This window comes from Salimicrobium flavidum, from assembly GCF_900156645.1.
GTDB classification, from domain to species: Bacteria; Bacillota; Bacilli; order Bacillales; family Halobacillaceae; genus Salimicrobium; species Salimicrobium flavidum.
The window spans coordinates 12,197-36,035 of sequence record NZ_FTOC01000010.1 but is presented as its reverse complement, the minus strand read 5'-3'; the positions used below and the strand labels follow the sequence as shown (position 1 = coordinate 36,035).

At 47.0% G+C, this 23,839-nt stretch carries 22 protein-coding genes; 5 read left to right on the top strand and 17 right to left on the bottom strand.

Annotated elements, in window-relative coordinates:
- Positions 1-9: 9 nt before the first annotated feature.
- The 4 genes from BW944_RS12455 to BW944_RS12440 all read right to left on the bottom strand — a co-directional run bounded on the left by BW944_RS12455 (position 10) and on the right by BW944_RS12440 (position 5,701).
- The gene (locus BW944_RS12455; protein WP_076560196.1) at positions 10-2,211 is read right to left on the bottom strand and encodes a transglutaminase TgpA family protein; all 2,202 of its coding nucleotides are present in this window, start codon (positions 2,209-2,211) and stop codon (positions 10-12) included.
- Positions 2,208-3,461 (bottom strand): DUF58 domain-containing protein, encoded by a 1,254-nt coding sequence (locus tag BW944_RS12450; protein WP_076560194.1) that lies wholly within the window; start codon positions 3,459-3,461, stop codon positions 2,208-2,210. The genes BW944_RS12455 and BW944_RS12450 overlap by 4 nt, the downstream gene beginning before the upstream one ends.
- On the bottom strand, positions 3,458-4,423 hold the full coding sequence (locus tag BW944_RS12445; RefSeq protein WP_076560192.1) for an AAA family ATPase: 966 nt from the start codon (positions 4,421-4,423) through the stop codon (positions 3,458-3,460). The genes BW944_RS12450 and BW944_RS12445 overlap by 4 nt, the downstream gene beginning before the upstream one ends.
- A 108-nt stretch (positions 4,424-4,531) precedes the next feature.
- Complete coding sequence (locus BW944_RS12440; RefSeq protein WP_076560190.1) at positions 4,532-5,701, bottom strand: pyridoxal phosphate-dependent aminotransferase; 1,170 nt, start codon at positions 5,699-5,701, stop codon at positions 4,532-4,534.
- Positions 5,702-5,810: 109 nt separating this feature from the next.
- On the opposite strand from BW944_RS12440, the gene BW944_RS12435 reads away from it, so the two are divergent.
- Positions 5,811-6,593, top strand: coding sequence for a carbon-nitrogen family hydrolase (locus tag BW944_RS12435; protein WP_076560189.1), 783 nt, complete (start codon positions 5,811-5,813; stop codon positions 6,591-6,593).
- A gap of 162 nt (positions 6,594-6,755) precedes the next feature.
- Here the strand turns inward: BW944_RS12435 and purU are convergent, their stop codons facing one another.
- From purU to BW944_RS12420, 3 genes are all read right to left on the bottom strand, one after another.
- A complete protein-coding gene (purU, locus tag BW944_RS12430) occupies positions 6,756-7,658 on the bottom strand; it encodes a formyltetrahydrofolate deformylase (RefSeq protein WP_076560187.1) in 903 nt (300 codons plus the stop codon).
- A gap of 98 nt (positions 7,659-7,756) precedes the next feature.
- On the bottom strand, positions 7,757-8,740 hold the full coding sequence (locus BW944_RS12425; RefSeq protein ID WP_076560186.1) for a ring-cleaving dioxygenase: 984 nt from the start codon (positions 8,738-8,740) through the stop codon (positions 7,757-7,759).
- 67 nt (positions 8,741-8,807) lie between these two features.
- Complete coding sequence (locus tag BW944_RS12420; protein ID WP_076560184.1) at positions 8,808-9,467, bottom strand: SOS response-associated peptidase; 660 nt, start codon at positions 9,465-9,467, stop codon at positions 8,808-8,810.
- 103 nt (positions 9,468-9,570) lie between these two features.
- Between BW944_RS12420 and BW944_RS12415 the strand changes: the two genes are divergently transcribed.
- A complete protein-coding gene (locus BW944_RS12415) occupies positions 9,571-9,897 on the top strand; it encodes a four-helix bundle copper-binding protein (protein ID WP_076560182.1) in 327 nt (108 codons plus the stop codon).
- 210 nt (positions 9,898-10,107) lie between these two features.
- Here the strand turns inward: BW944_RS12415 and BW944_RS12410 are convergent, their stop codons facing one another.
- The 5 genes from BW944_RS12410 to BW944_RS12390 all read right to left on the bottom strand — a co-directional run bounded on the left by BW944_RS12410 (position 10,108) and on the right by BW944_RS12390 (position 14,970).
- Positions 10,108-10,305, bottom strand: a complete 198-nt coding sequence (locus tag BW944_RS12410) for a cold-shock protein (protein WP_008588184.1) — start codon at positions 10,303-10,305, stop codon at positions 10,108-10,110.
- A 338-nt stretch (positions 10,306-10,643) separates the two neighbouring features.
- A complete protein-coding gene (locus BW944_RS12405) occupies positions 10,644-12,011 on the bottom strand; it encodes a hypothetical protein (RefSeq protein WP_076560180.1) in 1,368 nt (455 codons plus the stop codon).
- 174 nt (positions 12,012-12,185) lie between these two features.
- Positions 12,186-13,721 carry a BCCT family transporter gene (locus BW944_RS12400; RefSeq protein WP_076560178.1) on the bottom strand — a complete coding sequence of 512 codons (1,536 nt, stop codon included), beginning with the start codon at positions 13,719-13,721 and terminating at the stop codon, positions 12,186-12,188.
- Positions 13,722-14,050: 329 nt separating this feature from the next.
- Positions 14,051-14,350, bottom strand: a complete 300-nt coding sequence (locus tag BW944_RS12395; RefSeq protein WP_076560176.1) for a rhodanese-like domain-containing protein — start codon at positions 14,348-14,350, stop codon at positions 14,051-14,053.
- Positions 14,351-14,430: 80 nt separating this feature from the next.
- Positions 14,431-14,970, bottom strand: a complete 540-nt coding sequence (locus tag BW944_RS12390) for a 3-dehydroquinate synthase II domain-containing protein (protein ID WP_076560174.1) — start codon at positions 14,968-14,970, stop codon at positions 14,431-14,433.
- An 80-nt stretch (positions 14,971-15,050) separates the two neighbouring features.
- Between BW944_RS12390 and BW944_RS12385 the strand changes: the two genes are divergently transcribed.
- The gene (locus BW944_RS12385) at positions 15,051-15,725 is read left to right on the top strand and encodes an HAD family hydrolase (protein WP_076560173.1); all 675 of its coding nucleotides are present in this window, start codon (positions 15,051-15,053) and stop codon (positions 15,723-15,725) included.
- Positions 15,726-15,807: 82 nt separating this feature from the next.
- On the opposite strand, the gene BW944_RS12380 is transcribed toward BW944_RS12385, so the two are convergent.
- The 5 genes from BW944_RS12380 to nagZ form a co-directional block, all read right to left on the bottom strand.
- A complete protein-coding gene (locus BW944_RS12380) occupies positions 15,808-17,235 on the bottom strand; it encodes an aldehyde dehydrogenase family protein (RefSeq protein WP_076560171.1) in 1,428 nt (475 codons plus the stop codon).
- A 117-nt stretch (positions 17,236-17,352) separates the two neighbouring features.
- The gene (locus BW944_RS12375; protein ID WP_076560169.1) at positions 17,353-18,804 is read right to left on the bottom strand and encodes a UDP-N-acetylmuramoyl-L-alanyl-D-glutamate--2,6-diaminopimelate ligase; all 1,452 of its coding nucleotides are present in this window, start codon (positions 18,802-18,804) and stop codon (positions 17,353-17,355) included.
- 286 nt (positions 18,805-19,090) lie between these two features.
- Positions 19,091-19,426, bottom strand: a complete 336-nt coding sequence (locus tag BW944_RS12370) for a hypothetical protein (RefSeq protein WP_143525715.1) — start codon at positions 19,424-19,426, stop codon at positions 19,091-19,093.
- Between the two features lie 39 nt (positions 19,427-19,465).
- Positions 19,466-20,350: a DegV family protein gene (locus tag BW944_RS12365; protein ID WP_076560165.1), complete on the bottom strand. Its 885-nt coding sequence runs from the start codon at positions 20,348-20,350 to the stop codon at positions 19,466-19,468.
- A 95-nt stretch (positions 20,351-20,445) separates the two neighbouring features.
- Entirely contained in the window at positions 20,446-22,125 is a 1,680-nt protein-coding gene (nagZ, locus tag BW944_RS12360) for a beta-N-acetylhexosaminidase (RefSeq protein ID WP_076560163.1), read from the bottom strand.
- Between the two features lie 254 nt (positions 22,126-22,379).
- Here nagZ and arr point away from each other — a divergent pair, with 254 nt between their 5' ends.
- Together arr and BW944_RS12350 are read left to right on the top strand one after the other, a co-directional pair.
- Positions 22,380-22,796 carry an NAD(+)--rifampin ADP-ribosyltransferase gene (gene arr, locus BW944_RS12355; RefSeq protein ID WP_076560161.1) on the top strand — a complete coding sequence of 139 codons (417 nt, stop codon included), beginning with the start codon at positions 22,380-22,382 and terminating at the stop codon, positions 22,794-22,796.
- Positions 22,797-22,872: 76 nt separating this feature from the next.
- Complete coding sequence (locus BW944_RS12350) at positions 22,873-23,730, top strand: ATP-binding cassette domain-containing protein (protein ID WP_327291249.1); 858 nt, start codon at positions 22,873-22,875, stop codon at positions 23,728-23,730.
- The last annotated feature ends 109 nt before the right edge of the window (positions 23,731-23,839 follow it).

Here is a 23,839-nt window from a genome sequence, read left to right as displayed (position 1 = left end):
TGATGAGAATCAAGACAATGCTTTTTTAATTAAATTTTCCCATAATTCAGAAACATCCTTGGTCTGTAGATGGTCTTCTTTCCGGTACACGAGTCGTTCATACTGATTCGTCAGGCGCTGCATGTCTCTGCTCTCAAAACGCTGGTCGATGTTCTTGGCATAAGCGCGCAGCGTTTCGTCTCCTCTCCGCTTCTGCACTTTTTTATTCAGTACACGAAGCAGATGATGATAAGAAGCCTGGAAGGAAGCGGCGTCCCCTTTGTTCTCGAAACGTTTTCTGTAGTACCAGGCCAGCCAGCGCAGACGCGTGACGTAAAGGACGACACCGAGTAAAAGGAGAAGCCCTAGCAGGGACCACCCGATGATTCTGCCAGCGTCACCCCCGTCCCCTGTTCCTGCGGCAGCGGCTTCCTCTTCCTGGTCTTCCATTTGCTGAGGATTCCCTTGTTCCTGCTCATCCGGGGTCTCCACCTCAGGACTTTCTTCCGTCTCCCCGTCGTCCGAGGAGTCCGTATCGAGTTCCGTGTAAAAATCAGCATTGTTCGAGAAGCCCTGGGTCGGTTCGAAAGGCACCCAGCCGACCTCAGGGAAGTGCACTTCCACCCAGGAGTGAGCGTTGGCACTTGTGACATCATAAGAATTCATCGTTTCGTCGAACAGCTCCGCATCCGTATCTTTGATCTCACCGCCGGTGAAGCCCTTCACCCAACGGGCAGGTATCTCTTCGGCACGAAGCATCACAATCATGGAAGTCGAGAAGTTGTCACAGTATCCTTTTTGAGTCTCGAACAGGAACTGATCGACATAATCCTCATCCCCTTCCGGAACTTCGACATCCGTCGTCGAGTATTGGAAGCCACTTCCACTGAAATAGGATTCGATCGCTTTCGCCTTATCATAGCGATCGTCATGTTCAGCCGTGATATCCGCCGCAAGCTCCCTCGTCCTATCCGTCACCGAGGAGGGAAGCTGAAGATATTTCTCCTGAATAGAGGCCGGGTCTCCTCCGACAGGCGTTTCCCTGAGCGTATTCAATTCAAAAGAAGGCGCATCATAGTTCAGGGAATAACGCTGCGGCTGTACGGAGTCCCCGTCAGCCCTCGTCTCCATCTCCCCTGTCTGTGGGTGGAGGGCTATGTCTATAGCACTATCCAGGTTTCCGATGGAAGTCGTTCCATACGGATAGACAAGCTTTTGGAAATCAGCCTCTTCTGTAAAGTTCAGGAATCCTCGGAAAGTCTCCGTTTCCACTCCCTCTTCGACTGTCGAATAATCGATAGCGGCAGGGTCCGTAGAGGTCACCGGCTGTTCCAGAGTGTCTTCCCACCCCTTACCTGTATACTGGTTTTTCGATTCGATCCTCCAGTATTGCCGGTCACGGACAATCGCCTGGAACACGAGAGTATCGTCCTGGACGAACGAACCTCCCAGACGGGAATCATTCTCTCCGTACCCGACTTTCTGTATCGTATTCCCACTGCCGCCCGGTCCGATCCCCCCGGTAGCGCTCTGCAGGTAAGGGACAGGATCCGGCCATTGAGGCGCGAACTTCGGAAGTACGGTAGCTCCTGTCGCCGCTATGAGAATGACTCCGATAAGCGGAAGTACAGACCAGGCCGCTCTTTTCCTGCTTGCCTTTCCTTCTCCCTGCTCACCGAACTCCCTCTCTAGATGAAGGAGTCCGAGTACGACAGCGGCTATAACGAAGGTCCTTATAATGGATGCCTCTCCGTCATAAGGTGTGAACGTATCTATCACGGATATATATACGAACGTGAGGACGATGAAAAAAAGAGCTTTTTTCGCTATCACTATCCAGAAATGCAGCAGATAGCTGACCAGCCACAACAATACGAGAAACAACAGGCTCCGGAAAAATGCGGTCAGCTCCCACCATTCCTGAGTGCGGATCATTTCAATGTTGAAGGAAAGCTGATCGTAAAGCACAAACCACCAGGACTCACTGAAAATCTGTTCCCCTATAAAAAGCCCGTCGAGAATAAATAATAGGCCCAGCAGTTTCAAAGGAATCGATATATACCAATACACCTGCATAAATGCCAAAAAGAAGCAGAAAGCGGCATATAAATAAAAAACACCGCTACGCTCCGTATTCGTCAAAATCTCCAGAGGCCATAACCATTCCAGGAGGAGCAGAAAACTTCCTGCATACACAAATAACAACAACAGGGAGGAAGGCTTTTCCTTCATGCTTTCACCTCAAATTCTGCGTTCGCCCATTCTTTCTCCGTGAGTGCCTGTACGTATACGCCGTGCTCCTTCAATTCCTTCGCATATTTCTGTTTTTCGAAGTCCCATTCTTTCTCCGGGGTCACCACGAAAAACAGAAGGCGACTGCTGTGTGGAGCCAGACGCAACAGGCTCTCTTTCACCGGGACATCGAATTCTGCGCTTACGATCATAAGGACTCCCTGTTTCGGCAGACGGGCGTTCTCTTTCGCAATTTCTTTTGAAAACTCACTTTCCGTATCCGGCTGAACCTTCGCCAGATGATAGCGGGCGATTTCTCTTTGCCGTTCTGTATGAATGGAGGGGAAGTACCTTCTTTCTTTTCCAAGGGATAAAAAGGAGAGCTCCTGAGACTGAAGCGAAAGTTTCTGAAGGAGAGCATAGGTGAATTCCACGGCACCTTCGAATTTCACGGAGCTCCCTTCAGCAGTGATCCCGTTCAATATCAGGAAAGCATCTGTACTTTTCTCCTGTTCAAATTCTTTCGTCATCATCTTATTTGTGCGCGCCGTCGCTTTCCAGTCCACCCATGACATGCGGTCTCCCGGAGCGTACTCCCGAAGACCTGCCACCATGTTCGACTGTCTTTCCCTGAAATTGGCTGAAGCAGTATTTCCCTGTTCGAAGGTTTTGGACCGAAGCGAGAAGTTCACGTCACGCTTTGAAGGATAGACGATGAACTGCCCCTTCGAATCGATTTCCACCTCTTTTTGGATAAATCCGAAAAAATCGCCGGTACGGATGCGAATAGCACCGAACCGATGATCTCCCCGGGGTACATGATCCAGCCGATAGCGGAGATGGAATTTTTTATTGAACCAGGGAAAAACGACTCGCGCCATCGTTCTTTTCACAGAAGTCTCCTGCCAGGAGGTGAACTTATCATCCGCCCTGTCCTCCCTTTGCAGTGTGAGGGGAAACGATTCTTCCACCGTCATGAAATATAGCGGAAAAGGGATAGTACGCGTAGCATAAATGTCGATATATAAGGACCCTCCGGCTTCGACAAGTCCTGAAGAAGCTTTTCTCGTCACCTTCCAGTCGGATAAAGGATAGAGAAGAAGAATGATCATATAGAGGAGAAACGGCAAAAAGGCGTAGAAGAGAAACCAGCTGACAAATCCGCCCTGGAACATCGCATAAGAAAAAAGTACAGCGAACAGAAGAATCAGAAAGAAGTATTTCCCTATAAGTGACAATTTCTGCTTCATTCACTCACATTCCTCTTCACAGGGACATTAGTCGCCTCGACCAGCTGCCGGACGATATCTTCAGGGGTTACTCCTTCAAAATTCGCTTCCGAGGTTAAAATGAGACGGTGAGCCAATACAAAGTCTGCTACGTACTGAACATCATCAGGAACTACATAATCACGGTCGTATACGTAAGCATAGGCTTTAGCGGCTTTCATCAGGGCCATCGACCCCCTCGGACTCACCCCCAGGTACACATCTTCATGCTCCCGGGTCGCGGAAGTGAGTGACACGATATATTGCTGTATCGTCCGGTCCACATACACTTCACCGACTTCTTCCTGGACTGCCGCGAGCTCTTCAAGCGTCATCACAGAGTCGATCGTGTCGATCGGGTGTTTCCCGGAGGTACGGTCGAGCATTTCCATCTCTTCCTGATACGTAGGATACCCCATTTTCAACTTCAATAAAAACCGGTCCAACTGTGCTTCCGGAAGCGGATACGTCCCTTCATATTCAATCGGGTTCTGAGTGGCCATGACGAAAAACGGTTTTTTCAAAGGGACACTTTGACCGTCCACCGTAATACTGGCTTCTTCCATTCCTTCAAGTAACGAAGACTGTGTTTTCGGGGAAGTCCGGTTGATTTCATCGGCAAGGACAATATTCCCGAGAATCGGTCCGGGACGGAATTCGAATTCCGTCGTTTTCGGGTTATAGATAGAAACCCCTGTCACATCCGAGGGCAAGAGATCAGGTGTAAACTGAATCCGTTTGAATTCACAGTTCAACGATTTTGCCAGCGTACGCACGAGCATCGTTTTCCCGACACCCGGCACGTCCTCCAACAGGACATGGCCTTTCGCAAGAAGAGAGACCAGGCTTAAGATCGCCACTTCTTCTTTTCCTACCATGACTCTGTTTATATTTTTGATTACATCAGAGATTTTATTGTTGAGCATAAAAGCTGACTGCGACATCTGTTGCTACTCCTCTCTATAATGACAAACTTTTTCGAAAATAAACTATTCTTCTTAAACTATACTACAAGACATAAGTCCAGCCAAACCGGAGGCAACAGGAAAAATCTAGTATTCCAGACGCCCCAGTCGTTCAGCGGCTTCCCGGAGCACCTCTTCCTCGGCAAGAAGTCCGACCCGGACGTACCCTTCCCCTTCGGAGCCGAACCCGTTCCCGGGCGCCGTGACCACTCCGGCATGTTCGATCGCATACTCGGAAAACCCTTCCGATGTATACCCTTCCGGTACCGGTATCCAACAGAAGAAGGTACCCTTTGGTACGATCGTGCGGAATCCGTGGGCCTCGAGCGTATCTATAAAGACATTACGACGCCGCTCGTACATGGAAACAAGCTCCCGCACATCGGACTGGTCCCCGGACAACGCTTCGATCGCCGCTTCCTGGATAGCCCCGAAAAGACTGACATACGTGTGATCCTGAAGTTTGTTGATCTGCTCGATCACCTTTTCATTTCCAGCCGCGAATCCGATCCTCCACCCGGCCATGTTGTAGCTTTTTGACAATGTGAAAATTTCCACCCCTACATCTTTCGCTCCTTCTGTTTCAAGAAAACTGACGGGTTTCTCACCATCATATCCGATCGCCCCGTAAGCGAAATCATGCACCACTCCGGTTTCATACTCTTCGGCGACTTTTACCGTTTCTTCGAAAAACTCGGGCGTAGCTACTCCGGCGGTCGGATTGTTGGGATAGTTCAAAAACATCAGTTTCGCTGATTCCAGATCTTGTTTATTCAGCTGCGAATAATCGGGGCGAAACCCGTTTTCTTCACGAAGCGGCATGAAGACGTTCTCCGCACCGACGAGAGCGGTTCCTGACATATAATCCGGATAACCGGGATCCGGAAGTAGCACCTTGTCCCCGTAATCCAGAAAACATTGGCTCACTTCGGCAAGTCCGGCTTTCGCACCGAACAGAATCGCCACTTCCTTTTCCGGGTCAAGCTCCACCTGATGCTCACGTCTGTAATAATCCGCTGCCGCCTGTTTGAATTCCGGCAATCCACGGAAGTTTATGTATCCGTGATTCAGAGGATTCCTCGCGGCTCTTTCAAGCTTACGTACAATCGCTTCTGGTGTCGGGCGATCGGGGTTCCCCTGCCCCAGGTTGATGATGTCTCTTCCCTCTTTCTTCAGCTGAGTCACCCGTCTCGTCAACTTGGCGAAGAATTGTTCCGGAAGTCTTTCCATTGCTTCAGACGGCTCAAATATAGTCATAGTCTTTTCCTCCTGTTTTAGTGAACTTCTCCTAATTGTAAATAATTTTCAGAAGATTGACAAAGCGTGAGACGATATAGATAATGAAACCAGATTAAGGAAAGGAGCGATGACGTTGAAACTAGCTTTGATGCAAATCGATGTCGCCTTCGGAGAGCCGGAGACGAATGAGAAAAAAGTGAAAGAGTTTTTCCGGAAACTCGATAAAAATATAGATACCGTCGTTCTGCCGGAACTATGGACGACCGGATATGACTTGTCCCGTCTCGAAGACATCGGCGACGAAGAAGGGCAAAAAGCGAAGCAGTTCTTAAGCGAGCTGGCTACAGAGTACAATGTTCATCTGATCGGGGGATCCATCGCCAAAAAATCCTCCGCAGGTGTGAGAAATACGATGTATGTGTTCAATAACGAAGGTGCTTTACTTAAAGAGTACAGCAAAGCGCATCTTTTCAAACTGATGAATGAAGAAAAATATCTTATCGACGATGATAAGGATGGAAAATTCGAGTTAGCCGGGGAAAAAAGTGCCGGGCTCATCTGTTACGACATCCGTTTCCCGGAATGGGTACGCACACAGATGCTCGGAGATACCACCGTGTTGTACGTCGTTGCGGAATGGCCGGCACCACGTGTGGATCACTGGAAAACGCTCCTGAAAGCCCGGGCTATCGAGAACCAGTGCTACGTCGTCGCGTGTAACCGCGTGGGGGCAGACCCGAACAATGAATTCGGTGGGCATTCCATCGTTTATGGGCCCTGGGGGAATGTTTTAGCCGAAGGCAGCGATCAGGAAGAAATCGTCTACGGAGAAATCGACACCTCCAACGTGGAAGAAATCCGTCAACAGATCCCTATTTTTCAGGACCGACGCCCGGATCTGTATAAGTGAAAAATCACCTCGCATGTCCGGATGGATGTGCGAGGTGATTTTCATATCAGCTCTGTCGAGGTACCTTGTTGATTTTCATCCCTACGGGTGGAAGCTTGCCACGGGCATGGCGTCTTCCCCCTTCGTTCTGAAATCAAGACCAGACTTTAACAGAGACTTACATCAAGAAAAAACGATCGTTTTGTTTTGATGCACAAGAATACGATCCGCCAAATGCCACTTCACAGCACGGGCAAGTACGCTTCTTTCGATAGTCTGTCCGATTTTCTTCATTTCCTCCACGTGATCCCGGTGGTCCACCCGGCCGATATCCTGTTCGATGATCGGGCCTTCATCCAGATCATTCGTCACGTAGTGGGAGGTAGCACCGATCATCTTCACTCCCCGCTCGTAGGCTCTTTCATAAGGGCGAGCCCCGACAAAAGCCGGAAGGAAAGAGTGATGGATGTTGATGATCTTGTTCCGGTAGGGTTCCACAAATTCAGGTGTCAGAATCTGCATATATCGTGCCAGTACAATGAGATCGACATTATACTCATCCAGCAGTTCCTTATGCCTCGTTTCCGCTTCCTGGCGCAATTCTTTGTTCGACGGTACGTGGTAGAAAGGGATACCTAGGGACTCCACCATTTCTCGTGTGTCTTCGTGGTTACTGATAACGACAGCGAGATTGGCCATCAAATCCCCGCTCTGCCATTCCCATAACAGTTCCAATAGGCAGTGCGGCTGCTTCGACACAAATACCGCAACATTTTTCAGATCACGTACAGCCGTCATTTTCCAGTCCATGCTGAATTCAGCGGCAATCGGCTGGAAATCGACTTCAATCTGCGGGAACTTCTCCTCAAGATTCGGACAGTCGAATTCAAGACGGATAAAGAATTCGCCGCCCTCGGGATCGGTCGAATACTGATGGGAAGCGACGATATTCGCGTGATGCCCGAACAGAAAATCCGATACACGGGAAATGATTCCAGGCTGGTCCGGACAGTGGATCAATAACCTCGCCCGGTCCTTGTGTTTCTCTCTATAATTCTGCAATTTCTCTTCAACATAGCTCGTCATACGTTTACATCTCCATTCAAATAATGACTAGCTATTACTTTATGCTATTTCTCAGTGTTGTTCAAGATTCTTCCGGCATTTTTCTTAAAGTACCGCCCTTAGAAATACTCTTTGCGGATATCTTTGTCGCTTCTTACTGTGTCGATAGCTCTTACCATTTCCTCTATCTCCTTGCGTTTAGGTTCAAGCATAGGAGGAAGAGCCAAATTCTCTCCGAGGGTTTCATAGGGTTCATCGTCCATGAACCCGGGACCGTCTGTCGCAAATTCAAATAAAATTTGTGGCGCTACGTTCACGTAGAGGGATGCAAAATAGAATCGATTGACGTAGCCGGAAGTCCTGAATCCGAACTTCGGCATACGGTCGATCCAGTGATCAAGCGCTTCTCTATCCTCCACGCGGAATGCGGCATGGTGAACGGTTCCGAAACCTTGACGCGCCGGAGGAAGAATGTTGTTGAACTCGACAATCACCTGGGCTCCATTTCCACCTTCTCCTACTTCAAACAGATGGAAAGCTCCTTCCTGCTGAATTTCTTTGAACTCCAGCACCTTCTCCATCATCTCTTTGAAATATTCGATATTATCCACACGCACATGTAAAGGTCCAAGTCCGGTAATCCCGTACTCGTTCGGCACTGGGCCATGCTGCCACGGCACGCCTGCAGCCACACCTTCAATCCCCTCATCTGAAACCAACTCGTAGGCCTGATCGTCAAAATCAGTGAACGGAAGAACTTTTTTCCCGAATTTTTCCTGGATGCCTTTATGGCTGACTTCGTAATGGTCGAATCGCTTCACCCAATATTCAAGCGCTTCATTACTCGGTACGCGGAAAGACGTTTTCGATATTTCATTCGTTCCGTGTGAACCCTTGGGGATACCAGGGAAATCGAAAAATGTCATATCTGTGCCCGGGTTACCTTCGTCATCTGCGAAAAACAAATGGTACGTTTTGATATCATCCTGGTTCACCGTCTTTTTGACGAGTCTCATCCCCAGAATATACGTAAAAAATTCATAGTTCTTTTCAGCACTGCTTGTAATGGCAGTGACGTGGTGCACTCCTTTGATTCCATCCATAGTAAAAACCACCTTTGATCATTTATCTTTAATTCAAGATAACACACATGAGAAGATTTTTCGAATCTCATGCTTCTTCAAGAAGCGCAACGTCATTATTGCGGGGCGTGTTCACCCGCTTGGATACCGGATACATCTTCAGCGACCCGTCCGGAAGTGGCGCAAGTAAGTCTTTGACTCCATCTCCCCCGTCCAGCCAGGTTCCGTAGTCTTTCTGCCGCAAAACCACCGGCATGCGATGATGAATCTCACTCATTTCTTCATTGGCTTCTGTCGTAAGTATCGTACAGGTGAAAACGGGTTCTCCCTTCTCATTCTCCCACTTCTCCCATAAGCCTGCGAAACCGAACAACGGAGAATCCTGAAGCTGAATACGATAAGGCTGCTTCTCTCCCGCTTCGTCCTTTTTCCATTCGTAAAAGCTGTCTGCGGGAATAATGCACCGTTGTCGCTCGAAAGGTTTTTTGAAACTCTTTTTCTCCTCCACCGTTTCCGATCTTGCGTTGATCATTTTGAATCCGATTTTCTCATCCTGCGCCCATGGTGGAATTAACCCCCATCTCAAATATCCCATTCTTCTTTCCTTCTCTCCTGAAATCACTGCCGGAATATACTGTGAGGGGGCAATGTTATAGCTGCTCGTCCAGTGGTCAAGACTCACTTTCCCTACCCCGTATTCCCTTCTCAAATCTTCCAACTCAGCGATTAACGTAAACCTGCCGCACATAAACAAACCCCTCCTTCTATTTCAATATACCTGCTTGAAAACGTTTAAAACCTTCATTGCGTGGAATAATCGTTAGTACATACAAATTTTGGAGGGATTAATGATGTCACACCAGCAACACACAGAATTATTGAACACTTTGCATGAATGTATGGAAGCCTGCAACCACTGTTATGATGCTTGTTTAAAAGAAGATGACGTGAAGATGATGGCTAGCTGCATCCGTACCGATCGTGAATGTGCAGATATTTGTGGATACCTGGAATCTGCAATCACCAGAGGTACTCCTTATGTAGCTGAACTTGCTTCAGTATGTGCAAAAATCTGTGAGGATTGCGCAGCGGAATGTGAAAAACATGACCATGACCACTGCCAGCAATGTGCCAAAGCATGCAGAAAATGCGCAGAAGAATGTAAAAAAGTCGCGTAGAACACAAGAAAAGCGGAGCCATCCCGCTTAGAAGTTCTAATATAAGTGGTCGTAGCTGATTCAGGAGGCTTTTCTCCTAGACTAGATGCGGCCGCTTATTTTATAGGCTGCTGAACAGCAAACCAGAGCATCGGAATAACGGAAATTCCTCTTCATACAAAAAATCCCGTGTTCGCAATGAACACGGGATTTTTCTAAAGCAACGAACAATTATTTTTGAACGTTAGCAGCTTGTGGTCCACGGTTACCTTCGACGATTTCGAAAGATACTGTTTGACCTTCTTCAAGTGTTTTGAAGCCTTCGTCTTGAATAGCAGAGAAGTGTACGAATACATCGTCTTGACCTTCTACTTCGATGAAGCCATAACCTTTTTCTGCGTTGAACCATTTCACGTTACCTTGTAACATATTGTTTCCTCCTGCGGTGATTCTTGATCACCATTGTATTACTATTCTTGCTCACGACGTGCATTCAAGACGACAAGCTTTCACACTCATGCTCGTTGCTTTCGTTCCGAACAACAATAAGTTAATACCTACTATATCACCGATTTCTTCAGATGGCAACCCTTTGAAAGATCTTTTTTAATTAATGGCTGTATAATTCCTTATTTTATATATATTTATCTCCAGCTTCCCCCGGGATACGAGCATGGCAGAAGGCTTCTCGGATCACTTTTCTTCGATTCGTTTGATTTCCCTTCTTACCAGCTTTCCTATTATACCTCTTAGACTTAAACAAAGTCTTATGAATATACAAGCATCGTCAATAAAGAGACGCCTACCCCGATACTTCCGCAAAGGAGTGTATAAGGGAGGTTCTTCCACACGATCTTATAAGGGTTCATCTGAAAATTGACCGAAGTGATCGTTACAATAAGTCCATAAGGAGCGGAAGGGACCGTGGCTATCGCTGTACTGGAGAGCAGAACCGCCAGCGTCACTGCAGGCAAAGCTTCCATAAGCAACCCGCTCACCCCGCCGAAGATTCCCATCGTGGCCAAAGGGTGAACCCCTACAAGTGTCATGAAGAGAAATCCGAACTGGATGAGCAGCATAATGACGAGTGGTGAATCACTGTATGCAATAATCGGCTCCTGTAACAACTCCAGGTACGGAGAAGCATTGAGTGTTTCTGTCAGGACGGACAAACTTAATAGTAAAACGATGAAATTATCGAGATGATTCGTGTGATGTTTCCAGGTTGGTAAGCCGAGCTTCCAGAAACTTTTCTGCCGCTTCAGCACCAGACTCCAAAGTAAAGCGAAAGGGAAGATGGCAATCGTCACTGAAAATAAAAACTCGAAATTTACGACATTCGCAAGAAAAACGACCGTACTCAAGAAAAGTACGAGAGCCAGGATGAATCCCTTCAATTTCCCTTGAGTCCCTGTACTGCTCACCGTTCTTTTCTCAGGAAGCTCTATCTTCCCGAACAACATGCGGCCCGTGAACGTATCGATCAAAAAACCGAATAGAGCTATAAGCAGCATCCACGGCAGAACCTCAAGATAGTTGGCTCCGGTGATGAAAATGGAGGTCGCAAGAAGAATCTCAAGCGGACTCCACAAAAGAGCCAGAGAATAGCCTCGCAGCGTCGCCATAGAAACAAAGCTGTTCCTCACTCCGGTGTTGACCTTACTCAACTGCTCCTTCAACAGATCCTGAGAGATTGTGGCAGAGGACAAATTGAGAAAAGCGGCGAGCGACACCATCGTCGCTTCGCTTCTTCCATACAATTGACCGAGCGTATGAACCCGGGCCTGGAGCAGATCTTTCAAGAGCTTATTATAGCGCCCGGCTTTCACAGCGCTATTCATCCAGGGAAGCATCGATAAAAGAAGAAGTAACCCTATGTTCCCAGCAAATAAATCCGGAATATCAAGCACTGTCATAGAACCGGAGAAAAAGAAAAAAGCGCCCGCTGCCAGAAGAATGATGCCGAGAACTTTAAAGACCCGCCCGGCTCTCGGGAACGAGAGAACAATCATCACCATCCCTAGCACACCGATGAAAGAATAAAGTGCTTCGTTGCTCCAAAATGTATGAATGACATTCAGAAGAAAGACGAAGGAATAAAATATGTATAAATGCCTGTGAAAATTTTGAACCATACCTTTTCACCTTCTTCCCATTCAAATCATTAAAACCAATAGTAATGAAGTTTGGGAGTATTTTCAAAATTAATGCACTAACTTATGTCACAAAAAAGCGGAACCGATATTCCCGGCTCCGCTTTCCTATTCCTTTACTCCACTATGCTGATTGTTCATCTCATGATCAGATAATTATTTTCTTACATTATGCTTCCAGGCTTCATCTTCATTCATCATCCGTATCGCAGCCCAGATGAGGATGAACTGCAGAATAATGATAGGAAGTCCCATCAGCCCAGATACTACTTCGAGTGGTGGAAGCCCTCCGATACGCATGAGTACAAGAGCTACAGCGGTAATGATTGCAGCTATGATGATGCGCAATATTTTCGGAGGCTCAAACTTACTCATGTCACGTGTACTTGTATAGGCGGCGACTGTATACGTCGTGGAATCCAGGGTGGTCGTCAGGAAGATCAGCGCCACGACCATAAATATACTGATTGCCAGCCATCCAAGTGGAAGGGTGGAAAGAATCTCAGGAATAGCTGCCATTCTCGTTTCATTTTCAACAAGGTTCAGAATATCCATATTTCCATTCAGATATTGATAGACACCAAGTCCACCAAGGATCCCTGTCGCTATCCAAGAAATGAGAGTAGGCGCAAGGAAATACGTGAGAATCATCTCTTTAATCGTACGCCCACGGGAAATTTTCGCCGCGAACACACCGTGAAGCATCGCCCAAGTCGCACTGTAGGCGAACCAGAACACTGTATTACTCTGCACGTGGGACATGCCGCCATCGTATACTGAATCAGTATTAAGAGACATATTCACGTAATTCATAAGTAAAAAGGAAACACTGTCCGAAAAGTAGTTGAGAATGAATACTCCCGGACCTGCAAGCAAAATGAACACCGCAAAAAAACCGGCAATGTACATATTCCATGTACTAAGCCTTTTGATTCCTTTTTCAATTCCGGCATAAGCACTGGCGGAGAAGAGAGTGACCCAGACGACAGTAACAATGATCGTTAATGTGAACGTAACTTCCGTGTCCATCAGAAAAGCGAGGTTCTGGGTAACGATCGGCGCTCCGAGGCCCAGCGTTACTGCCGCTCCCGAAAGAATACTTACCAGAAACAGAACATCGAGAAACTTTCCGCCAAGACCATCTGTGAATTTATCTCCAAACAGCGAGCGGCATGCCTCCGAGATACGCATGAGCGGACGTTTCCGTACGTGCAGAATATACCCCATAGCCGGAGCAATCAGCACGAAAATCGCAAATACCTGAAAGCCCCAGAGAAACATACTGTACGCATTGCCCCACAAAATGGATTCCGGAGAACCTGGTTCTACTCCGGCCGGGGGATCGTTGGCTACCGAGGTCCACTGAAGCATGCTGGTACGCATGATGGTGGAACCTAACCCCATCGCGATAAGAATCGAGGAATATTCGAACAAGGAAAACCGTGGTTTTTCTTTCGGATCACCTAGTACAACTTTCCCATATTTCGAAAAGGACAAATAGAGTCCTGCTACTACCAATATAATGCCATACCACAGATATCCCCATGTAAAAGAGTTTACAATGGAACTAAATATAGAATTCAGTAATTCCAAGGATTCTGTTTCGTACATGGCAAATGGAATACTGATTGCGATAACTACTAATAATGCGGGTATGAAAATTTTGTAATCAATCAGACTTTTCTTTCCCATAGGAATCCTCCTGTTTTAAAATTATTTTTATAAATCGGCTCTGTCAAAGCCCATTATTGATTTTGCAACATTAAAAGCGATGCTTTCCGCTGTCGCTTTTCCCTTCGGAGCAGCCGCTGTTTCTCTCCTCAAGATCTATAATCAGTAACTACGGAACCTCAACAGAGTCTTATAATTAGTCGAACGACAGTACCATCCCCTTACAAATGAGCGATTAAACATATTAAGGAAAAATCGTATAATTATTGATTTATTTTCATAAAGGGGAAAGCATCTACGAAAATAAGAACCCCAGGACCTCCTGGGGCTCTGTCCATGTTGACATTCATTTATTTCGTTACACTTCCGTCCCATCCGAGCATTCCGCCCTCAAGAGACTGGGCTTGCACCCCGTTTTCCGTAAGAGTGTCTGCAGCCTGGGCACTTCTTCTTCCCGAAGCGCAAACTGTGATATATTCTTTGTTTCCGTTCAATTCATTTATTCTGTTTCCGAGTTCATCAAGAGGAATATGGATAGCCCCCGAGATCATCCCTTCTTCTACCTCTTCCTTCATACGGACATCCAGCACTTCCACATTTTTATGATTATGCTTCTGTTTGGCTGCATCTTTACTGATCTCTATAGCCATATATAAACCTCCTCATCAAAATGCTTCTATCCCTCATATTCCTCAGCTAATTCTTAGGAAAACGTGAAATTTCATATTTTCTAGCTCTCGAAAATGACTTCATCGATTTTTTCTCCCAGGTGGCGGCCCGGCTCGTCAGTGTGTACAAGAATCTTCTGTCCTTCTTCCACGTCCAGGATAGGGATTTCCCCTTCCTGATCCTCCACGACAAAGACACTCGTAGACCTCTGCAACGTCGCAGAAATCTTTTTTCCCTCACGCATACATTCCACTCTTATGAACGGACGTTTCTCCAATTTCACACGCCCGAGCGGAATCACCCTTTCCTCATCTTCATCCGTGACGATCACTTCATCGCCGGCCTTCCATTCATGAAGATATTTCGTCTTTTCATTCTGATAAATATACTGATGGAAAGAACCGGCGTTAATTCGGAAAGGACGCGCGGGATACCCTTCTGACTCACGATTCTCTGCCAGTACTTTAATGTATCCATGGCCTGTATTCCCTACATAAACACCTTCAGAAGGTGTGAGTATGTCTACAAAGTCCAGGCACACTCTCATCCCTTCTCCGATTTCTTCGATTTTCGTGACTTCCATAAATTCTTTATTGCTCATGACACTTCCCCTTTCATTGATTTTCCGTCTGTCTTTCTTCTATACTTGTTACCAACATCATACACGAAAAGGAGACCCTTATGAGAGTAGCCATTTTTGATTTTGACCGTACCTTATTTCCGGAAGAAACGTTCCCATTAATGATGAATCATCTGAAAACACACCCGATGCACCATAAGAAATACAGCACGTTCATGAGAAAAATCTTGCCGATGTACGTCGCTTACAAGCTGAAGCTTTATCCGGAAGAGAAAATGAGGGAAGGTTCGATGCAGAGCTACATCTCCGCTTTCACGAACTCTTCCCGTGAAGATGTCGAAAAATTCTTCGCCCAGCTTGCGAATCAGATGAAGAAAAGACTGAACCCGGAGATCCTGCACCGACTCGAGTGGCATAAAGCAAGGGGAGATTACACCGTGCTCGTCTCTGGAGCCTTCCAACCGATGCTCGAAACGGTCACCCACGACCTTCCTTTCGACCTGGTACTCGGGACAGAGGTTCCTTATTCGGAAAATTATATCGATTCAAAAGCGCACGTCCACCATGTAAACGGAAAACGGAAAATGGAACTAGTCAAAAAAAACTTGATTCTTACAGACATCGACTGGAAGAACAGCTATGCATATGGAGATAGCTACTCCGATCTCGATGTTCTCGAATCAGTCGGTAACCCGGTAGCTGTGCAGCCGGAGCCGCGACTCGAGCAGGTGGCCGAAAACGGAAAATGGGAGATCATCACCCCCGTGCGGTCGTGAATATTTCCCCGGAAATAATTCGTTTAAATCAACACACAAAAAACACACGCCTCTTCAAAAGGAAGAAGCGTGTGTTTTACTGTTATTTACGGGGATAACCGAGAACCGTTTTGACTTCCAGGTATTCTTCTATACCATGATCGCCCCATTCTCTGCCTATTCCTGACTTTTTATAGCCGCCGAATGGCGCGGCGAAATCAGCTTGCGTGTCATTCACTTTCACTCGGCCTGCACGGACACCTGAAGCCGCTTTTCTCAACTTCTCTTCATCGTTTCCATACACATATCCGGCTAGTCCGTAATCCGTATCGTTAGCTATAGAGATAGCATCATCGAGAGAATCATAAGTGAGTACACACATGACCGGACCGAAGATCTCTTCGCTGGCGATCACCATATCATTCGTCACATCAGTGAACATTGTGGGTTTCGCATAATAACCGAGTTCAAGGCCTTCCGGCTTCCCGGTTCCTCCTACAAGCATCGTGGCTCCTTCTTCTGTTCCTTTTTCAATGTAGGACTGGACGGTGTCCCATTGCTTTTTGGAAACAAGCGGACCCATATGGTTGCCCTCACGTGGATCGCCCACTTTGAATTCAGGCAATACTTCTTTCACCGCCTGTTCGAACTCTTCTTTCATCGAAGAAGGGATGAGCGTTCGCGTAGCCGCAGAACAAACTTGCCCGGTGTTATTGGTGATATGCTTCAACGCTGCACGTGCTGCCTCTTTCACATCCGCATCATCCAGAACGATGAGTGGAGATTTACCTCCCAGTTCCAGCGCTATATTCGTAATATTTTCCGCCGCATTCTTCATGATTTTTTCACCGGTCGCTCCGGAGCCGGTGAACGATACGAAATCGATGTCTTCGTGGGAACTGATACCATCTCCGATCACTTCCCCACTACCGTTCACCAGGTTGAACGCTCCTTTTGGCACTCCTACCTTATCGAAGATTTCAGTAAGAAGGAATGCTGCGAAAGGGGTCTGTTCAGCCGGTTTCAAAATAACCGGGCTACCCGCGGCAAAGGCGCTGGCAATCTTCGTGGACGTCTGATTCGTCGGAAAGTTCCACGGAGTGATCAGTCCACTTACACCACTCGTCTCTTTCATTCTCGTGTGGCCTTCATGTTCTTCGATGAAATGGAAATCCTTCAACGATTCAGCCGCCTGGGCGAAATGATTATATCCCATCATGAAGTGGACTTTCTCTGAAACTTCCAGAGGGGATCCCAGTTCATCAGTAATCGTATCGATGATCTCCTCTTTCCTGTTTTCATATTCTTCCGCTATATCTTCGAGCATCTTGATCCTGTCTTCCTTGGACGTTTCCGAGAAATGAGGGAACGCTTCACGAGCCGCCTGGACAGCTTTATCCAGGTCCTCTTTCGTACCAAGACTTATTTCCCCGATGACCTCTTCGTTGGCAGGGTTGATGACTTCTGTCGTTTCAGAACCGGTGGATTTCACCCATTCTCCGTTTATATAATGTTTAAGAAATCGTTTCATAACGAAAGTCTCCTTTATTGTGAACTGAACGTATATTCTTTCAACCGTCATGGGAGACTATTTCCTCTATCCACTACATTCAAACATACCTGGTGCTCCATAAGGATACTTCTGATGTTACTCTGAACCCAAAAATAAAACGGCTTCTTCATCATTCTGAACGGGATGCTGATACTTCTGCTGATACTTCTCCAGGCCCTTGCCCGTAATAACAATCCAATCTTTTTCCCGGGCTGAGGCGACAGCGTCCTCGATAGCCTTTGTACGATCCATGATCACTCTTCCGTTGTGGTACCCGTACTTTTCCTGAATTTCGACGAGAGTGTTCTTCATCACTTCAGAAGACACAGAATTAAGGTCATCGAATGTAAGAATGTATTGATCACTCAGTTCTGAAGAAATCGAAATCATTTCCTCTCTTTTCGTTGAATCTCTATCTCCTCTGAAACCGAACAGATGAATAAGTTTCCCATCACACTGCTCTCTGACAGTGTTCAAACAGTGGAAAAGGGCATCAGGAGTATGGGCATAATCGATAGCAACCTTACTCCCTCGATGCGTGAAAATGACTGTGAACCTACCTTCCACACCTTTGAACTGTTCAATCGATCGGATGGTGGCTTCCATATCCACTCCGATTTGTCGTGCGGTTCCATAAGCCATAGCGATGTTGTACATATTGTGATACCCATAAATAAAAGGTTTGACCGGAATGATTTCCTCCCTATCTTTCAGAAGTAACTTCCTTGGCTCGAATGTATAGCGTTCCAATTTTACATCACTTTGCTTATTCTCCCCAACGGTGATTGCAGGAATGCCTTGGGCCGAAAGTTCATCCGCCAAGATCTCTCCCCAATAATCATCCGTGTTGACAATGGCTTTCCCGTTCTTTTTCAACATACTGAACAATTTCTTCTTAGCGCTGAAGTAGTTCTCCATGGAACCATGATAGTCCAGATGATCATGGGAAAGATTCGTGAACAGGGCGTAATCGAACAAAATACCATCCACCCTATGCTGTGTTAAAGCGTGGGAGGAAACTTCAATAATTAGTACTTCATCTTCACTACCGGCCAAAAGCCTGTTTATCTCCAGTAAGGTGGGAGTTGTATTCACCGTAGTATAACTTACTCCATTGATGATATTCTTCGTGCTTCCGAAAAGGGCACAGGAGAAACCGTTCTCTTCCAAAATATTTCTTAGGAGAGAGCTTGTGGTCGTCTTCCCGTTTGTACCTGTCACACCGATGATTATTTTATCGTGTGTAGGAAAGTTATAGTAATGATCGCTGACTAAGCTCAATGCTCTTCTGCTGTTACCCACGCAGAAATATGGTACAGGGATGTCCAGGTTTTCCTCTTCGCCTATAACGGCGCATGCACCGTTTTCAATAGCTTGAGTTATATATTGATGACCATCTTTCTGATGACCTTTAATCGCAACAAATAGATATCCTTCCTTCACCTCTTGTGAACGGTAGGATATCCCCGTGATCCATGTCTCTGTATTTATCAGTGAGCCTGCTTCCATCTCTATGTCCAGAATGTGCCCTAATTCATGAAGTTTCATATCTTGCTCCCCTTTAAAATCGTGGTGGTTACTTTACCTTACTATAAACTTATCACTTATGTTGAATAATTATCGAGAGGCTCTCTATCCTTATAATGGAGAATAACGACCTTATCTTTACTTAATTTCCCTTTTCACAGAAACTTAACACTGTTACTACTCATACTACATGCGGATTTGCCGACTAATCGAATTAAATTTATGTTACAAATTCAAATGCCTCGGACCGACCTAAAAAACCACGCCTGTTCCTTTTCAGGAATAGCGTGGTTTTTCATCATAATCATCACTGCAAATTGAACCAAAGTTCGCCGTTCACAGCCGTATCAATCAGCCCATTCACCTCTTCTGCACTTTCATCTATCTCATAAATCACCTGATGCTTCCCGGTCTCCCCCTTGCTTAATACTTCTTTGCTTTCGGAGAGTTCGTAACCTGGCGATCTCCCAGCTTTCTCAGGGTTCACTTCCATAATAGAAGAAGCATAATCATCAATGGAGGCTTCTTCAGCCTCAAACAGATAAGTCTCAAAATGAACGAGCAACAATTCCTTGCCTTTCTCCGGGTCCCATGCGACCCCTTCTTCTTCCGCTATGCTCCGGGCCTTCTTCCCTCGGCTCACTTCCGTCACACTTATACCTATGTCGGCTTCCCTGTACCATCACTCTGAGCTGTTTTCCGATGCAGGGCGGACACCTCTCTCTAACCCGGCAACACCGAAACCTCCGGGGCCGGAGTGTGTCGAAATCATACCACCCGCCTGGACCCATCTTATATGTTGGAAGCCGTTTTCTCCGGCAACCTCCTCCATACGCTGTTTGATTTTTTCGTCGAGCCCGAGAGAGTAGATGAAATACAGTTGTTCTCGGTCTATATCAAATTCACTCAAGTAATCGCGAAAAAGTTTCTCACTGGCCCCGCTCATCTTCCCACGGTATTTCTTCGTGGACATGAGCTTGCCGTTCTTTAAATCGATGCGCGGCTTTATCTTCAACAGCGTACCGATCAGGGAACCCATGTTACTCACCCGTCCCCCCGCTTTCAGAAACTCGAGGCTTCCCGGTATGAAAGCGAGTCTCGCTTTAGGGACGCTTATCTCTATGTTTTCGACCAATTTGTCCGGTTCAATATCCGGCTGTTTTTCCAGTAAGTCCGCTGCATGCAGTACGATCGCAGCCAAGCCGCCCGTAACGTTCAGGGCATCGATAAGATGAATGTCTTCAAACTCATCCGCGGCGATGACGGCATTCTGAAACGAGGATGATGCTTTTGATGTGTAGCCTACGTGTACAATCGAACAATCCGGGAACTTCCCTTGTATCTTCGCAAAGAACTCCTGGTACTCATGGACATTCGTCGCGGTAGTCGATGGGATGTTCTTTGTCCGCTCATAATAATCATAAATATCTTCGACCGGCAAAGATCCGTCCTCATAATCCTCTCCGCCCATAATGATGTGCATCGGAACTACCTGGATCTTGTGTTTCTCCGCCAAATCTGAAGGTAAGTCGGCGCCGCTTTCCGTTGATAAGATGATTTTACGCAATTCCATCTCCCCCTTGGTTATCGTGAGTGTTCCTTCGTTCGTAATGATGCTTCCATTATACATCAGAAGGATGCGGAGTGTTTTCTAAGGAGCCATCAGGACACTTTCTCCAAAATGGCTTCCACCTTCTCATTGATCGGTTGAAAATCCGGAGCTTCGGTCGGTTCATCCGACACCTGGTATTTTTCCTTCAATTCCGTGATCCGTTCGACACTTTCGTCAATACTGTCTTCACTGATCTCTCCGTTCTCAACAGCCGCTTTCAATTCATCAAACACTACAGCGACCAGATTCGGGTCATGGGCAACGAGTAATAAATCGCCACCCGCTTTGACGGACTGTACAGCTGCATCAGCTATGCTGTATTGATTCGTAATCGCACCCATCGTCAAGTCATCGGTGATGACCACCCCGTCGAAATCGTAGTCTTCCCGCAAAATCCCCGTGATCACTTCTTCCGACATGGAGGCCGGATAATTTTGATCGATTTGCGGAAGGAGGATGTGAGCGATCATGGTGACATCTGCTCCCTCCTCAATAGCCTGCTTGAAAGGTACGAGCTCAAGCTCTCTCAACTCCTCGTAGCTTTTATCGACTTGCGGAAGGTTCAGGTGGGAATCCACACCGGTGTCCCCGTGTCCGGGAAAATGTTTGATAACGGAAATGATCCCTTCCTCTTGAATCCCTTTCATCGTCTGTATGCCCAGATTGGTGACAACTTCCGTGTTGGAACCGAAGGAACGGTCGCCGATGACCGGATTATTCGGATTGCTGTTCACATCAAGTACAGGAGCAAAGTCCAGATTGAATCCGAGCTCCTGCACCTGTTCCCCGAGAATCGTTCCCGCCGTAAAAGCGACCTCCGGGTCGTTCAGGTTTCCGATCGAACGGCTCGTCGGCAGACTGTTCGCCTCGGGAGGCATGCGCGTCACAGTGCCTCCTTCTTCATCGACACCGAGTAGTAAAGGAGAAGGGTTCCCTTCATTAGCCGCTTTCATCTCGTTCAAAAAGGAGACGGTCTGCTCAGCACTTACAACATTGTTCCCGAACATAATGAGGCCGCCCACGTGGTACTCTTCGATAGCACTCCTCGTTTCGGGGTTCATTTGTGTTCCACTGACTCCGCCGAAGATCATTTGCCCGATTTTTTCATCGAGGCTCATTTCGTTGACGATACGTTCAGCATTCTGTTCGCTACTCGTTTTCTTCGATAATAACACGTACTCCGCTGCCGGGTTCCCCGCATCGTCGGGAGACCCCGGAAACACCCACGTCAGCACATATTCGTCAGCCAGGGTATAAGTGAACACTGTTTTCGTCCCGTTCTCTTCCTGTCGCTGCTCCACTTCTCCGGGATCCTGGAAGGATGTTACATCCTCCCTATGGAACGATGTAATGTTCTCCTGGGACGAGCGTATATCGGTCACTATGTCGGCCGCAATACCGATAACAACATCCCGGGACGGATAGGTCAGAGAACGCCCCGTACCCTCGTCCACAGTATCCTCCGGCTCTCCCCATGCCGCTGTCACCTCTTCGTTACTCGTCTTACCGACGACGACCGGGCTATCGGGGAGTTTTCCCCCTCCAGCCGAATCGAATACAGTTTCTAAAGTGGGACCGGGCTCCTCTCCCGTTTCTTCCTCGGTCGGTTGCTTCGACTGTTCGTCTGCTTGTTGATCACTCGCTTCCTTATCCCAGAAGCTAAGGACTATGAAAGCACTCCCGAGCAAGACGAGGAGCAGAACTATTATTTTGGCGATCCGATTGAGCATCGTAATTCCTCCGATTTTTTACGCCGATTCGACTAGCTCTCCCCGGCAGAAATCATTTGTCACTCTAGTATACATGAAACCGTCGTCTTCCTCTTAGTCTCGCGGCTTCCCTTTCGTTAAAATTCACGTACAGTTACTGATTCATTATACACTTGAAAGTTTTCGGGAACAGCTTATAACCCGCCCCCTCCGGGTATATAAACAGTAAGTTGTGTCGAAGCATATAAATTTGAATATCTATGAGGTGTATGAGCATGAGTAACAATGAACATGTCTTAGATAAAGGCCCTTTTTTCCATGGAACCAAAGCGGAACTGAAAATCAATGAACTGTTGGAACCTAAGCAGTCATCCAATTACCAGGACAAAAAATCCAACTATATTTATTTCACTGCAACCCTGAACGCTGCCAAATGGGGTGCCGAATTAGCAGCTTCCCGATCAGAAGAAAGAATTTATATTGTAGAACCCGTCGGTGATTTTGAAAATGATCCGAATCTGACCGATCAGAAATTCCCCGGCAACCCGACTCGTTCTTACCGATCAGTATCACCTTTGAAGATTGTCGCTGAATTGAAGACATGGGAAAGGCACTCCGATGAAGAAATAAACCATATGCTCACTTCCATGAAACAGTTACAGGAACAAGGAAAAGCAGTTATCTACGATTAATCTTCCTATCCTATCTTTTCACCAAATCCCTAAAGCCCGCTTATGGAAAAAATAATCAATGAGGGAGACCGGGCGCATGAACCAGTCCAATAGAACATACGCCGTAGAAGCGGATCAATTAGTGAAAGCCTTCGGGAAAGAACGAGCGGTGGATGGCATCAGCCTAAAGGTTCCAAAGGGGATCGTTTACGGATTTCTCAGGCCTAACGGAGCGGGGAAAACGACGATGATCCGTATGCTTGCCACCCTGTTGAAACCGACGGAAGGTCAGGCAACCGTGATGGGTCACGACCTGATCAAAGAAGCGGATGAAGTACGGCGATCGATCAGTCTGACGGGGCAGTTCGCTTCTGTCGATGAAGAACTCTCCGGCCGCGAGAACCTGGTTTTCATCGGCAGGCTTGTCGGTTTTTCCCGCAAAGAGGCGAAGGAACGTGCGGATGATCTGTTAGCCGCTTTCAATTTACAGCATGCGGCGAAACGCCAGGTGAAGAAGTATTCCGGCGGTATGAGAAGAAGAATCGATATCGCTGCAAGTATCGTCATTTCCCCCGAACTGCTCTTTCTCGATAAACCGACCGCCGGACTCGACCCGAGAAGTCGCAACGAAGTGTGGGATATCATCAGGGCACTGGTGAGAAAAGGGACAACGGTATTTCTAACAACGCAATATTTGGAAGAAGCGGATCAGCTTGCCGACCTCATCGGTGTCATAGACCGGGGAGTTTTGATTGCAGAAGGGACAAGCGAGGAATTGAAGTCTTCGATCGGCATCCGAAGCCTGATCATCGAATTCGAAAACGAAAAGGATTTGGACGAAACGGCATCCATCTTCACAAAGATGTTCACTCAGGCGCCTGAGGTCGACCGTACTCATTTATCGCTCTCCGTTACGATGAAGGACCAGTCCAAAGCGGCAAAAGCGATTGGATAATTGGCGGCACAACAAATAGCCGTGAAGGATTTCTCTATGCAGCAACCAAGTTTGGATGACGTATTCTTGCAGATAACCGGAAAACTTGCCCAAGGGGAAGGTGGAGAAG

Coding starts and splice junctions, on each gene's coding strand:
- arr (WP_076560161.1), top strand. CDS start 22,380: ATGAGTAACAATGAACATGTCTTAGATAAAGGCCCTTTTTTCCATGGA.
- BW944_RS12395 (WP_076560176.1), bottom strand. CDS start 14,350: ATGGCTATAGAGATCAGTAAAGATGCAGCCAAACAGAAGCATAATCAT.
- nagZ (WP_076560163.1), bottom strand. CDS start 22,125: ATGCTCAATCGGATCGCCAAAATAATAGTTCTGCTCCTCGTCTTGCTC.
- BW944_RS12445 (WP_076560192.1), bottom strand. CDS start 4,423: ATGTCGCAGTCAGCTTTTATGCTCAACAATAAAATCTCTGATGTAATC.
- BW944_RS12390 (WP_076560174.1), bottom strand. CDS start 14,970: ATGAGCAATAAAGAATTTATGGAAGTCACGAAAATCGAAGAAATCGGA.
- BW944_RS12385 (WP_076560173.1), top strand. CDS start 15,051: ATGAGAGTAGCCATTTTTGATTTTGACCGTACCTTATTTCCGGAAGAA.
- BW944_RS12380 (WP_076560171.1), bottom strand. CDS start 17,235: ATGAAACGATTTCTTAAACATTATATAAACGGAGAATGGGTGAAATCC.
- BW944_RS12350 (WP_327291249.1), top strand. CDS start 22,873: ATGAACCAGTCCAATAGAACATACGCCGTAGAAGCGGATCAATTAGTG.
- BW944_RS12420 (WP_076560184.1), bottom strand. CDS start 9,467: ATGTGCGGCAGGTTTACGTTAATCGCTGAGTTGGAAGATTTGAGAAGG.
- BW944_RS12400 (WP_076560178.1), bottom strand. CDS start 13,721: ATGGGAAAGAAAAGTCTGATTGATTACAAAATTTTCATACCCGCATTA.
- BW944_RS12415 (WP_076560182.1), top strand. CDS start 9,571: ATGTCACACCAGCAACACACAGAATTATTGAACACTTTGCATGAATGT.
- BW944_RS12375 (WP_076560169.1), bottom strand. CDS start 18,804: ATGAAACTTCATGAATTAGGGCACATTCTGGACATAGAGATGGAAGCA.
- BW944_RS12405 (WP_076560180.1), bottom strand. CDS start 12,011: ATGGTTCAAAATTTTCACAGGCATTTATACATATTTTATTCCTTCGTC.
- BW944_RS12455 (WP_076560196.1), bottom strand. CDS start 2,211: ATGAAGGAAAAGCCTTCCTCCCTGTTGTTGTTATTTGTGTATGCAGGA.
- BW944_RS12450 (WP_076560194.1), bottom strand. CDS start 3,461: ATGAAGCAGAAATTGTCACTTATAGGGAAATACTTCTTTCTGATTCTT.
- BW944_RS12435 (WP_076560189.1), top strand. CDS start 5,811: ATGACGTTGAAACTAGCTTTGATGCAAATCGATGTCGCCTTCGGAGAG.
- BW944_RS12410 (WP_008588184.1), bottom strand. CDS start 10,305: ATGTTACAAGGTAACGTGAAATGGTTCAACGCAGAAAAAGGTTATGGC.
- BW944_RS12425 (WP_076560186.1), bottom strand. CDS start 8,740: ATGGATGGAATCAAAGGAGTGCACCACGTCACTGCCATTACAAGCAGT.
- BW944_RS12440 (WP_076560190.1), bottom strand. CDS start 5,701: ATGACTATATTTGAGCCGTCTGAAGCAATGGAAAGACTTCCGGAACAA.
- purU (WP_076560187.1), bottom strand. CDS start 7,658: ATGACGAGCTATGTTGAAGAGAAATTGCAGAATTATAGAGAGAAACAC.